Below are 12,111 nucleotides of genomic sequence, written 5' to 3' on the forward strand. Positions count from 1 at the left end.
GGTGCGACTGATAGTGGGGATGGTCGCACCGGATCGGGAATCCGGCATGGATCAATCGTTAACGCTTAACCCTGCAGCCTTGCAGTCCCAGCGACTGCGCCGGGTACTGTTCGCCATACTGGCCGGTGGCAGTGCCCACACCCTGTTGTGCTGGATCTCCCTGCAGCTGGACTTCTTCCGTGGCGGCTCCTCCCTGTTTTATGCCTTGTTCGGTGCCATCTGGGTGGGGCATCTGGGCTTCATCCTGTTTATGTTGCTGGGGCTCAATCGTCGTCTTTCCGAACCGTCCATGATCATGCCGCTAATGGTCTGGTCCACCACGGGTATCCTGTTGACGGCCCTGGTGGTGGACCAGGTGCGCCTGTGCGTGATGATGATTTTCTTTGCCATTGTCCAGATGGGGGTGTTGCAGGCGTCATTCCGGCAATTTGCCAGGCTGGCCGCCTACTGCGTATTTGGTTATGCGGTGATTCTCGGTGTCGTCTCCGGGTACTGGCCGGAGGTGGTGGACCTGCGCGGTGAATGGATTCAGTGGGGCCTGTTTTCGGCCATGGTACTGGCGGTGATTCTGCTGGCATCGGAAATCTCCACCATTCGCTCCCAGTTGAGCCGACGCAACCTGCAACTGGCCGACATTGTCGAGCGTATCCACGACATGGCGGTGAAGGACGAGATGACCGGATTTTATCGGCGCCGCCACGCCATGGAGCTATTGGGTAAAGCCTGTGGGCAAGCTGCCCGGGGCGCTTACCAACTGGGCGTGGTGTACCTGGACCTGGATCACTTCAAGCGCATCAACGACCAGTATGGCCATCGGGTGGGGGATCTGGTGCTGGAGCGGTTTGCCGAAGTGTCACGCCGTCATTTGAGTGGCCAGGATTTTGCGGCTCGTCTGGGCGGTGAAGAATTCATGCTGGTCTTGCCGGTCAGTGATCCGGAAGAGGCCAGCAATCTGGCGGAGGGGATCCTGCTGGGCATGCGCAGCCAGCGTTTCAAGGAAGCGCCGGGGCTCAGCGTCACGGTGTCGGCGGGCCTGGCCATGTACCATCGCGAGGAAACACCGGAGCAAGTGGTTCTGCGGGCGGATCGGGCTCTCTATCAGGCCAAGGAATCCGGTCGCGACAAACTGGTGGTGGAGCAGGGCGCATGAATCAGGATTTGCGGCAGGCGGAAAAGCTGACCCTCAGCGAAAAGCGGCTGTTAAAACGACACAGTCGTTCGGCCATGGCGATCATGGCCATGCATACCTTGCTGTGTGTGGTGTATTTCCAGTTCGGTTATTTTGCGGTGGAACTGGAGCAGGGACTGTTGATGCTGTTTGTGGTCTGGGCATCGCTGTTTGCCTACCAGTTACTGCTTGCCACGGGTTGGACCCTGCGCCTCAGTGAGCCCAGTCTGTCGCTGCCCATGGTGCTGCATTTCATGGTCGTCTTCATGGTCTCCGGCTACTACGTGGACGAGTTTCGACTCAGTGTCGTTACCCTGTTCTTCGCCGGTTTGTTGCTGGCGTCGTTCCGGCTTTCCGGCAAGGTGATGATCGGAGTGGCGATGCTGGCCAGCGTCGCCTACGCGATGATGTTGTGGTTGGCCATGAATGACCGCTGGGTGGAGCTGAGCTTTTCCGTGGAGGCCTTGCAGTGGCTGGTGTTCTCCATGATTTCAGTAAGCTTTGCGATCACCGGTGGTGGCATCAATCGTCTGCGCGATGCGCTGGCCGACAAGAATCATCAACTGGCCCGTGCGGTGGAGCAGGTCCGCGAAATGGCGATCCGTGATGACCTGACCGGCTTGTTCAATCGTCGCCACCTGCTGGAAATACTGGAGCGCCAGCGGGCACTGTTCAGCCGCAAGGGCCTGCCCTTTGCCATCTGCTATGTGGATCTGGATCACTTCAAGCAGATCAATGACCGCCATGGCCATGATTGGGGTGACCGGGTATTGCGTCGCTTTTCTGCGCTGGCGCTGGCGGGCATGCGTGACGGGGATTTCTTCGGCCGTCTCGGCGGCGAGGAATTTCTGCTGATCCTGCCGCAAAGCAATGAACAGGGCGCCTTGCGGGTCGCCGAGCGGCTGCGTGAGCGTTGGCGCGAAGAAAGCTTCGGCCAGGAAGGCGGCCCCAACGTCGTGAGTCTCTCCGTCGGCGTTGCCGCCTGCCAGGAAGACGAAACCGTGGACGAATTACTCAATCGGGCGGATCAGGGACTGTACCGGGCCAAGTCCGGGGGGCGGAATCAGAGCCGAGTGGCGTGAAAAGGCAGTGAATAGTTAACAGTGAACAGTTAATAGTTCGCGCCTGACTTTTGTTCTGTCTTCAAACGCATGAGGCCGCGCCCGAAATCTGGGCGCGGCCTCATGCGTTTGAAATTCGCGGTCGTCTTTCTCGTGCGCTGTTCACTGTTCACTGTTAACTATTCACTAACCGTGAACGCTACCAGATGCTTGGTCGCCAACCGCACATGCAACGCATCGCCTTCCACCACATTAGTGTGGCTGTCGGTCTGGCAGAGCAGGGTTTCTGCGGCGCCGACGCGCAGGTGGTAGAGGATGGTGGCGCCGGTGAACTGGCGGCGGGTGACAGGTAGCGCCAGTTGCGCGCTTTCGTCGGCGATCACATCTTCCGGTCGTAACAGTACGTCGACGTTGCCCCCGGGGGTCAGGGTCGTCTTGCTGCGTCCGGTGAGCTCTCCCAGACTGGTCCTGACCGTGTTTTCATCCACTACCTCACCACGCAGAAAAGAACCATAGCCGGCGAACTCCGCCACGAAGCGGTTGGCCGGGGCGTGGTAAATGTTGTACGGCGTGTCCCATTGTTCCAGCTGCCCCTGGTGCATTACGCCCACCCGGTCGGCCAGGGCAAAGGCTTCTTCCTGATCGTGGGTAACCAGCAGGGCGGTGACGTTCTCCTGGCGGAGAATGTCGCCCAGCTCGCGGGCCAGTGCCCGGCGCAGGTCCAGGTCGAGGCTGGCAAAGGGTTCGTCCAGCAGTAGCAGGGCAGGGCGAGGAGCCAGTGCCCGAGCCAGCGCCACACGCTGTTGCTGGCCGCCGGACAGTTCATGGGGGTAACGGTCTTCCATGCCAGACAGTCGCACGCGGTCCAGGCATTCGCTGACCCGCAGGCGCTGTTGCTCACGGGGTTGTTTGCGCAGCCCGAAGGCCACGTTGTCGGCCACGGTCAGGTGGGGGAAAAGAGCGTGTTCCTGGAACACCATGCCCAGTCCGCGTTTTTCCGGGGGGAGCTGGCGACTACGGCTGGACACCTGGCGACCCTGGATATGAATGCTGCCACCGGTGACCGGTTCCAGCCCGGCAATGGCGCGCAGAGTGGTGGTTTTGCCACAGCCGCTGGGCCCCAGCAGACAGGCAATTTCACCGGCTGCCAGTTCCAGGCTCAGATCCTTTACCACGGCCTGCTGGTGGTAGCCGCAGGCCAGGTTGTCGAGGGTAAGCAGCGGCGGGTTCATAGCGTTGGCGCCTCTCGGGATGTTGGAGCCTGGGCTCGCGGGGCAAAAGCCGTAAAGCCTTTGCCTTGCAGGCAAGGCTGCAACGGTTACGGGGGAGTGTCAGTGCTGACCTGTCAGCAGGAACTCCAGCAGGGCCTTCTGGGCATGCAGGCGGTTTTCCGCTTCATCCCACACCACTGAGCGCGGGTCGTCCATCATCTCGTGGCTGACTTCCTCGCCGCGGTGGGCAGGCAGGCAGTGCATGAAGAGGGCGTCCGGATCGGCACGGTCCATCAGTTCCGGGGTGACCTGGTAGCCTTCAAACGCATTAAGACGGGTCTGCTGTTCGTCTTCCTGGCCCATGGATGCCCACACGTCGGTGACCACCAGATGCGCCCCTTTTACCGCTTCGGTGACGTCTGCTTCGAGACTAACCCGTTCCGGGTAACGGTTGAGCAGTTCGCCGTCCGGTTCAAAGCTGGTGGGGCTGCTGATCACCAGTTCGAAGTCAAACTGGTTGGCGGCGTTGATATAGCTGGCACACATGTTGTTGCCGTCGCCGACCCAGACCACTTTCTTGCCCTGAATGCTGCCGCGATGCTCCACAAAGGTCTGCATGTCGGCCAGCAACTGGCAGGGGTGGAAATCGTCGGTGAGCGCATTGATCACCGGCACCGCCGAATGCGCGGCAAAGGTTTCCACGGTGGCGTGGTCGAAGGTGCGGATCATGACCGCGTCCACCATGCGTGACAGCACGCGGGCGGAGTCCTCGATGGGCTCACCACGACCGAGCTGGGTGTCCCGTGGCGACAGGAAGATGCTGGAGCCGCCGAAGTGGGTCATCGCCACTTCAAAGGACACCCGGGTGCGGGTGGAGGATTTCTCGAAGATCATGCCCAGGGTCTTGCCCTGCAGTGGCGTATGGCTCTGGCCATTGCGCAGCATGGTTTTCAGTTCAATGGCGCGCTGGATCAGGTAGCCCAGCTCGTCCCGGCTCAGATCGGTGAGCGTCAGGAAGTGGCGGGTCATGCGACCTCCTGTTCGTTGGCGAAGTCATGAATGATCTGGGAGAGGGTATCTACCAGGTGTTGCATTTCTGTCTGGCTGATCACCAGTGGCGGCAGCAGCCTCACTACAGAACCTGCAGTGACGTTGATCAGTAGCCCGGCTTCCCGAGCCCGGTTGACCAGCTCGGCGCAAGGGCGATCCAATTGGATTCCCATCATCAGTCCACGCTGACGGATTTCGGTAATCATAGGCAGATCGGCAAAAGACCGGGTGAAGGCCTCTTTGAGCCAGGCACCCTTGCCGGCCACGCCATCCACCACGTCGTCGGTGAGGGTGTTGACCACGGTCAGGGCGGTGGCGCAGCCCAGCGGGTTGCCGCCGTAGGTGCTGCCGTGGTTGCCTGGGCCGAACACGCCGTCGGCCTTGCCGGCCACCAGGCAGGCGCCGATAGGGAAACCGTTGCCCAGGCCCTTGGCGGTGGTCAGCACGTCCGGGGTGACCTTGTCGCCCAGGCAGGCGAAGTAATCGCCGGTCCGGCCATTGCCGGACTGGATCTCGTCCAGCATCAGCAGCCAGTCCCGTTCATCGCACAGGGCTCGCAGGCCGGGCAGATAATCGCTGGCAGGGATATTGATGCCGCCTTCGCCCTGTATCGGCTCGACCAATACGGCGACAACATCCGGGTTGTCGGCCAGGGCGCGCACCGCGTCCAGATCGTTAAAGGGCACCCGGACAAAGCCGTCGAGCAACGGCGCAAAGCCTTCCTGCACCTTGGCATTGGCGGTGGCGGACAGGGTGGCCATGGTGCGGCCATGGAAACTGCCTTCCATTACCACCACGGTGGGACGACTGACGCCCTTGCGCTGGCCGAACAGGCGGGCAATCTTGATGGCCGCTTCATTGGCTTCGGCGCCGGAGTTGGAGAAGAACGCACTCTGCATGCCGCTCAATTCGCACAGTCGCTCGGCCAGCGCTTCCTGAGTTGGAATCCGGTAGAGGTTGGAGGTATGCATGAGCTGCCCGGCCTGATCGGCCAGGGTGCGGGTCACCGCTGGATGGCAGTGCCCCAGGTTGCAGACCCCGATACCTGAGATGGCATCCATATATTTGTGGCCGGCTTCATCAAAGAGCCATACCCCTTCACCGCGCACAAACGCCAGTGGCTGCCGTGCGTAGGTGGGAATCAGATATTGCGACATAACAGGCAATTGATAATTGGTAATAGAGAATTGATAACGGGCACCGGACCGTTGATCACAGCACCGTCTGTACGCGTCCCAAATAAAAAACGGCAGCCCAAGGCTGCCGGAACCGCTGATAATAGCGCACAATTCAGTGAATAGTTAACAGTGAATGGTGAACAGCGGTAGGCTGTTGTTCTGTTTTTAGTTATTCACTATTCACTATTAACTGTTAATTGCCTCTATGAATCCTGTCCAGCTCAGTATTTTTGCCAATCGCCTGTCAGGGGTCTGTGATGAGATGGGCGCAGTGCTGAGGCTCAGTGCCCTGTCTCCCAATATCAAGGATCGCCTGGATTTCTCCTGCGCCATTTTCGATGCACAGGGCCGGCTGTGTGCCCAGGCGGCCCATATACCGGTGCATCTGGGGTCCATGGCCTACGCCATGGCGGATTTGGTCAGCGATCGGGATTGGCAGCCGGGTGACCTGCTGGTGGTCAATGATCCGTATCTGGGGGGCACTCACTTGCCGGATGTCACCGTGGTGGCCCCGGTGTTCGGGGCTGCCAGCCTGATCGGCTTTGCCGTGACCCGGGCCCACCACGCCAATATTGGCGCCCACAGCCCAGGCTCCATGCCGGTGTCCACCTGCCTGGACCAGGAAGGGATCGTTATTGCTCCCAGTTGGTTGAAACGGGCGGGCCAGTGGCAGGTGCCCTTGTGCCGGGAGTTGGCCGGGCTGGAGGAGAGCGGGGCTCTGCCGGTGGAGAGTCGCCGCTTCGCCGACTTTGTCGCCCAGGCCAGTGCCTGTGAGGCTGGTGCCCGGCGCCTGACGGAGTTGGCCGGCCAGCAAGCGGATCTGGTCGCCGCCTTTGATGCGCTCAACCGCTATGGCGAAAAGCGCGCCCGGGCCCGTATCGCGGCGTTACCGGATGGCTGTTTCCGGTTCCAGGATTACATGGACGACGATGGTCAGGGCCAGCAGGACATCGTCATTGCCGTCACCCTGACCATCGCCGGGGAGCAGGCAAGTCTGGATTTCTCCGGTACCGCTGACCAGGTGGCAGGCAACATCAACTGCCCGCTGTCGGTGGCGGCAGCCGCGGCCTATTACTGCTTTCGTTGCCTGATGGACGATGATGTGCCGGCGTGCGATGGCTTGTTCCGGCCCATCAGCCTGTCCGCCCCGCAAGGTTCTTTGTTGAATGCCAATCGTCCGGCGGCAGTGGCTGCGGGCAATGTGGAAACCAGCTCGCGGGTGGTGGATGTGGTGCTGGGGGCGCTGGCCCAGGCGGCACCCCAGGCGATCCCCGCCGCCAGCCAGGGCACCATGAACAATGTCGCCATGGGCGCGGCGGGTGACGATGGCTGGGACTATTACGAAACCATGGCTGGCGGCACGGGTGCCCATGCACGCGGAGCGGGGCTATCGGCGGTGCACAGTCATATGACCAATACCCTCAATACTCCCATCGAAAGCCTGGAATCCCATTATCCACTGCGGGTACACCGTTACCAGGTGCGTCGGGGCAGCGGCGGCCACGGCCAGTTTGTGGGCGGTGATGGCCTGGTGCGTGAGCTGGAGTTTCTGGGTGATGCCCAGGTGACTCTGCTCACCGAACGTCGTCGTCATGCTCCCTGGGGGCTGGCTGGCGGAGAGAGCGGTGCGGTGGGGGAAAATCGCCACAATGGCAAGTTAATGCCGCCGAAAATCAGCTTTACTGCTCGCGCCGGTGATCGTTTGCTGGTGGGGTCACCCGGTGGGGGCGGTTATTGCGATACGAAATGTAAATGAGAATGATAGTGGATTGCCATTGATTCTTTTTCATTGTATCTTCCCTGCGCTTACCATCTTTACAATTTTTGCAATTGCGTTGGGAAGGACAAAATCATGCATTTACAGCGTCGCTTGCTTTGCTGTGCCATCGCCTCCGCCGTGGCCTCCGCGGCTGCTCCGGCTTTTGCCGACCAGGCCAATGAGCTGAAACCGGTACAGATCCTCGGGGATCGTCAGGACACCTTCAGTGTCAGTGGCTCAGCCCACGTGATCTCTAACGAAGATCTTGAAGAAAAAGAATATACCGACGTGCACCGTATGCTGCGGGATGTGCCCGGTGTGTACTTCCAGGAAGAGGAAGGCTACGGCCTGCGCCCGAACATCGGTATCCGTGGTTCCGGTCGTGACCGCTCCAACAAGATCTCTCTGATGGAGGACAGCGTACTCATTGCTCCGGCTCCTTATGCTGCTCCGTCTGCCTATTACTTCCCCAGTGCCGGTCGTTTCTACGGTATTGAAGTGCTTAAAGGCCCGGATACCCTGCGCTACGGCCCCTTCACCGTGGGCGGTGCCATTAACTTGCTGTCCACCCCGATTCCTGATCGTGCTTCCGGCATGGTGAATGTGGAAGGTGGTGAAGACGGTGCCCAGCGTGCTCACGCCTACTATGGCGCTACCGAAGGCCAGCTGGGCTTTCTGCTGGAAGCTCACCAGCAGCGCACCCAGGGCTTCAAGGACATCGATCGCTCCAACCGCGATGCGGGTTTCGACAAGCGTGACTACGTCGCCAAGCTGCGCTGGCAGGCGCCGGAAACCGCTGATATCCAGCAGGCGTTTGAACTGAAGCTAGAGCATTCCAGTGAAGTCTCAGACGAAACTTACCTGGGGCTGACCGACCGTGATTTCGCGCGGGATGCCAATCGCCGTTATGGACTGACTGATATCGATCAGATGGATAATGATCGTGATGCAGTTTCCCTGCGCCACACTCTGGCAATTGATGAAAATACCACTTTGAATACCGTGGCTTATCGGAACGAGTTCCAGCGCAACTGGTTCAAGCTGGATAAGATTGGCGGCGTCGGCATTGGCAGTTATGTGAATACAGCGAACACTTCTGGCGGCGTCAATCAGTCTGTGTTGCGTGGTGATACAGATGCCACCGGGTTGGAGTTCAAGAACAACAATCGTGAGTACACGTCTCAAGGTGTTCAGTCGGAGCTGGGCTACGCTTTCTCGACGGGTGATATCAGGCATGACTTGGTTGTGGGCGCCCGTTACCACGAAGATGAAGTGGATCGTTTCCAGCCGGTAGATGTTTATGACCAGATCAATGGAAGCCTGGTTTATCAAAGCACTACGGCCGCCACTGGAAGCAATAACCGGGTAGAAAATGCCGATGCTATTTCCGCCTGGATTGTGGATCACGCCTATATTGGCGATGTGATTGTTACTGGCTCCCTGCGCTACGAGAACGTGGAAACCGATGCCAAGCGCTGGCTTGATGCTGCTCGTAATAATGAAGATGTGAATTGGAGAAAAAGCAATCGTAACGAAGAGCTGATGGCGGGTCTGGGTGCTACCTGGTTGCTGGATGATAATTGGTCCTTGCTGGCCGGTGTTCATCAGGGCTTCGCGCCTGCCGGTGCTTCTGAGTCTCGTGGCACTGAAGCGGAGAAAAGCCTTAACTACGAGGCCGGCTTCCGCTATTGGCAGGAGAGCTTCAGTGCAGATGTGATTGCGTTCTACAGTGACTATGAAAACACCCTGCAGAATTGCTCCGTCGCCAATAGCTGCACACTGGCCGACAGCTCGATTAAAACCTCAGGCTCTGTGAGCCTGGGTGAGAGTGAAATTCAAGGTCTGGAAGTTGGTATCAACAGTGTTGTTTGGGAAGGCGATAGTGGTCTTCGTGCCCCGGTACGTCTTGCCTATACCTACACCGATGGTGAAATCACCAAAGCCTCCGAGGGTGCAGACAGCAGCGTAGAGCGTGGCGATGTACTGCCATATCTGCCCAAGCATCTGGCCAGCCTGACCTTCGGCCTGGAAAAGCCGGCGGCCTGGTCGGCGCTGATGTCCGTCAGCCACACCGAGAATATGTGTGTCGACAACACCTGTGATCGTCCTGGTCAGGTAACTACGTTCAAGCGCACCAGCGATTATGTGATCGCGGATGTAGTGGCCACTTACCACGTGAACAGCGATATGGAAGTGTATGCCAAGGTGGATAACGTGTTTGACGATCAGGAAATCGTCTCCCGCGATCCCGCTGGCGCCCGTCCCAACAAGCCGCGTACCGGCTACCTGGGCATGAAAGTGCGCTTCTGAGGCATTAATCTGTCGCAGCAAGAGGAAAAGGGGGCTTCGGCCCCCTTTTCTGTTGTGGAATACCCTTGAAGCCGCATTGTTCCGGCCCCATCTGGGAGGGGCAGGGCCATCAGTGGTAGAATAGTGGCCAACCACAGCCAATACACCCCAAACCGCCAGGTAGTCAGTATGGATGTTATCCAGGTCATCAAAGACCAGATCGAAAAGAACCCGGTGATCCTCTACATGAAGGGCACCCCGCAGTTCCCCCAGTGCGGTTTCTCCGCTCAGGTGGTGGAAGCCATGACCGCTGTTGGCAAGCCGTTTGCCTATGTGAACATCCTGGAGGCGCCGGAAATCCGTCAGAGCCTGAAGGAATACGCCAACTGGCCGACCTATCCGCAGCTGTGGGTGGGCGGTGAGCTGGTCGGCGGCTGCGATATCATTATGGACATGTACCGTTCCGGTCAGCTCAAGGAGCTGGTTGAAGATGCCGCAGTGGATGCCGATGCGGGCGATAACGCCTGATAGCATCGTCCTCCCGCGTACAAAAGACCCGGCCTCGCGCCGGGTTTTTTTGTGTCCGCCGTTTGTGTGCTCTTGACGGTTTTGTTCAGCGGTCTGGTTGTCCTGGTGTTGGCACGGGTGTTGTGGCGCCTACAATCGAAGCGGATTGTTACCGCTTATTGAGGAAGCCCGGTGAAACAACGCAAACCCACAAGCCAGTGGCGTCGCTGGCATCGCTGGCTGGGCCTGCTGGTCGCCTTGCCGGTGCTGGTACTGTCGGTCACCGGGGTGCTGCTGAATCACATTGAGTTCCTGGACTGGGCCGATGACCCCTTGCCGCCCTGGTTGGCGCGTAGCTATGGCGTGTCGCCAACGGAACAGATTCACGGCAGTCAGGTTGACGGGCACTGGTATGCCCAGGCGGGTGAGCGTCTGTTTATGGATGGCAGTGCCGTGGCGTCTTGTTCGGCGCCGTTTCAGGGGGCGGTAGCGGCGCAAGGTCTGACCGTGGCGGGTTGTGGCGGCGATCTTCTGTTGTTGCAGGGCGACCAACAGGTGGAACGGCTGCGGCCGGGCCAGGGCGTCCCTGTATTTACTCGCCTTGGAGTGACCGGGGGAGCGCTGGTCCTGGAGACAGAAAGCCGGCTGCTACGGTTCGATCTGGAACATCTGAACCGCGTGGTGCTGGCAGTGCCTGACTGGCAGCCTGCTGTAATTGAGCCGTTGCCGGCGGTGCTGCAACCCGGTTTGCAGGCTGCCAGTGTGCCGGCGTCGCTGAACTGGCAACGGCTGTTGCAGGATCTTCATGCCGGCCGTGTATTCGGTTGGGCAGGGCAATGGGCGATGGATCTGGCAGCCTTGTTGCTGGTGGTACTGGCGCTGACCGGGGTGGTTATCTGGTCGCGCAGCCGGTGATTATTTGAGCAGGTATGGTCGATTCCGGCCTCAAAAGCCACCGGGCCATTGAAAGCATGGCCATAATCCCCATGATAGTGCCATGCAGCGCGGCGACAGCCGTTGTATTATCGCTGCTCAGATTCAATGTTGGTTCCGGCATTCTGAATTGCCGGATAGTCAATCAAGTCACAATGGAGAGAAACAATGGGCGTTCTGGTAGGTAAACCGGCACCTGATTTCACGGTTCCCGCAGTACTGGGCGATGGCAGCATCGTTGATGAATTCACCCTGTCCGAAGCCATCAAGGGCAAGTACGGTCTGGTGTTCTTCTACCCGCTGGACTTCACCTTTGTGTGCCCTTCCGAGCTTATCGCTTTGGATCACCGCATGGACGCGTTCAAAGAGCGCAACGTGGAAGTGATCGGTGTGTCCATCGACAGCCACTTCACCCACAACGCATGGCGTAACACCCCGGTCAACGACGGCGGTATCGGTCCGGTGAAATACACCCTGGCCGCCGACATGAACCACGGCATTGCCCAGTCCTACGACGTTGAGTCCGAAGGTGGCATGGCATTCCGCGGTGTGTTCCTGATCGACCAGAACGGCGTGGTGCGCAGCCAGATCGTTAACGATCTGCCCCTGGGCCGTAACATGGACGAGCTGATTCGTCTGGTCGACGCCCTGCAGTTCCACGAAGAGCACGGCGAAGTGTGCCCGGCGGGTTGGCAGAAAGGCGACTCCGGCATGAACGCCTCTCCGGATGGCGTGGCCGAGTACCTGTCTGGTAACGCCGACAAGCTGTAATAAAAAAGCAGCACAAAAAAAGGGCGGCCATTGGGTCGCCCTTTTTTTGTGGTCGCAAACTTTTGCGGCTTTCTAAACGTAGGGTGCACTGAGCCTCGGGCGAACTGCACCGATCCGGCGTTTGATGGTGCAGTTCGCCCGAGGCTCAGTGCACCCTACGCAATCAAAGGTGGCGTTCCGGGAT

At 59.3% G+C, this 12,111-nt stretch carries 10 protein-coding genes; 7 read left to right on the forward strand and 3 right to left on the reverse strand.

All coding sequences use genetic code 11. The features are described 5' to 3' along the window. The first annotated feature begins 19 nt into the window (after nucleotides 1-19). Both Q0Y02_RS11410 and Q0Y02_RS11415 read left to right on the forward strand, forming a co-directional pair. Entirely contained in the window at nucleotides 20-1,150 is a 1,131-nt protein-coding gene (locus Q0Y02_RS11410; protein WP_297768273.1) for a GGDEF domain-containing protein, read from the forward strand. Then, nucleotides 1,147-2,250, forward strand: a complete 1,104-nt coding sequence (locus Q0Y02_RS11415) for a GGDEF domain-containing protein (protein WP_297768276.1) — start codon at nucleotides 1,147-1,149, stop codon at nucleotides 2,248-2,250. The genes Q0Y02_RS11410 and Q0Y02_RS11415 overlap by 4 nt, the downstream gene beginning before the upstream one ends. A gap of 158 nt (nucleotides 2,251-2,408) precedes the next feature. Here Q0Y02_RS11415 and Q0Y02_RS11420 read toward each other — a convergent pair whose 3' ends face one another. The 3 genes from Q0Y02_RS11420 to Q0Y02_RS11430 form a co-directional block, all read right to left on the reverse strand. Next, the gene (locus Q0Y02_RS11420) at nucleotides 2,409-3,461 is read right to left on the reverse strand and encodes an ABC transporter ATP-binding protein (RefSeq protein WP_297768279.1); all 1,053 of its coding nucleotides are present in this window, start codon (nucleotides 3,459-3,461) and stop codon (nucleotides 2,409-2,411) included. Nucleotides 3,462-3,560: 99 nt separating this feature from the next. Further along, nucleotides 3,561-4,469 (reverse strand): ornithine carbamoyltransferase, encoded by a 909-nt coding sequence (gene argF / locus Q0Y02_RS11425; RefSeq protein ID WP_297768283.1) that lies wholly within the window; start codon nucleotides 4,467-4,469, stop codon nucleotides 3,561-3,563. Further along, a complete protein-coding gene (locus tag Q0Y02_RS11430; RefSeq protein ID WP_297768286.1) occupies nucleotides 4,466-5,647 on the reverse strand; it encodes an aspartate aminotransferase family protein in 1,182 nt (393 codons plus the stop codon). Before Q0Y02_RS11430 ends, argF begins: the two co-directional genes overlap by 4 nt. A gap of 226 nt (nucleotides 5,648-5,873) precedes the next feature. On the opposite strand from Q0Y02_RS11430, the gene Q0Y02_RS11435 reads away from it, so the two are divergent. The 5 genes from Q0Y02_RS11435 to Q0Y02_RS11455 all read left to right on the forward strand — a co-directional run bounded on the left by Q0Y02_RS11435 (nucleotide 5,874) and on the right by Q0Y02_RS11455 (nucleotide 11,927). Next, nucleotides 5,874-7,424, forward strand: coding sequence for a hydantoinase B/oxoprolinase family protein (locus tag Q0Y02_RS11435; protein ID WP_297768289.1), 1,551 nt, complete (start codon nucleotides 5,874-5,876; stop codon nucleotides 7,422-7,424). A gap of 96 nt (nucleotides 7,425-7,520) precedes the next feature. Next, on the forward strand, nucleotides 7,521-9,737 hold the full coding sequence (locus Q0Y02_RS11440) for a TonB-dependent receptor (protein WP_297768294.1): 2,217 nt from the start codon (nucleotides 7,521-7,523) through the stop codon (nucleotides 9,735-9,737). Between the two features lie 168 nt (nucleotides 9,738-9,905). After that, a complete protein-coding gene (gene grxD, locus Q0Y02_RS11445; RefSeq protein WP_035248920.1) occupies nucleotides 9,906-10,244 on the forward strand; it encodes a Grx4 family monothiol glutaredoxin in 339 nt (112 codons plus the stop codon). Between the two features lie 171 nt (nucleotides 10,245-10,415). Continuing rightward, complete coding sequence (locus Q0Y02_RS11450) at nucleotides 10,416-11,138, forward strand: PepSY-associated TM helix domain-containing protein (protein ID WP_297768299.1); 723 nt, start codon at nucleotides 10,416-10,418, stop codon at nucleotides 11,136-11,138. A 186-nt stretch (nucleotides 11,139-11,324) separates the two neighbouring features. Next, complete coding sequence (locus Q0Y02_RS11455; protein ID WP_297768304.1) at nucleotides 11,325-11,927, forward strand: peroxiredoxin; 603 nt, start codon at nucleotides 11,325-11,327, stop codon at nucleotides 11,925-11,927. Nucleotides 11,928-12,111: the final 184 nt, after the last annotated feature.

The organism is uncultured Alcanivorax sp., from assembly GCF_947258575.1.
Classification (GTDB): Bacteria; Pseudomonadota; Gammaproteobacteria; order Pseudomonadales; family Alcanivoracaceae; genus Alcanivorax.

Excerpts from the sequence above, each read along its gene's own strand:
- argF (WP_297768283.1), bottom strand. The coding sequence starts at position 4,469 with ATGACCCGCCACTTCCTGACGCTCACCGATCTGAGCCGGGACGAGCTG.
- Q0Y02_RS11410 (WP_297768273.1), top strand. The coding sequence starts at position 20 with ATGGTCGCACCGGATCGGGAATCCGGCATGGATCAATCGTTAACGCTT.
- grxD (WP_035248920.1), top strand. The coding sequence starts at position 9,906 with ATGGATGTTATCCAGGTCATCAAAGACCAGATCGAAAAGAACCCGGTG.
- Q0Y02_RS11415 (WP_297768276.1), top strand. The coding sequence starts at position 1,147 with ATGAATCAGGATTTGCGGCAGGCGGAAAAGCTGACCCTCAGCGAAAAG.
- Q0Y02_RS11455 (WP_297768304.1), top strand. The coding sequence starts at position 11,325 with ATGGGCGTTCTGGTAGGTAAACCGGCACCTGATTTCACGGTTCCCGCA.
- Q0Y02_RS11440 (WP_297768294.1), top strand. The coding sequence starts at position 7,521 with ATGCATTTACAGCGTCGCTTGCTTTGCTGTGCCATCGCCTCCGCCGTG.
- Q0Y02_RS11420 (WP_297768279.1), bottom strand. The coding sequence starts at position 3,461 with ATGAACCCGCCGCTGCTTACCCTCGACAACCTGGCCTGCGGCTACCAC.
- Q0Y02_RS11430 (WP_297768286.1), bottom strand. The coding sequence starts at position 5,647 with ATGTCGCAATATCTGATTCCCACCTACGCACGGCAGCCACTGGCGTTT.
- Q0Y02_RS11435 (WP_297768289.1), top strand. The coding sequence starts at position 5,874 with ATGAATCCTGTCCAGCTCAGTATTTTTGCCAATCGCCTGTCAGGGGTC.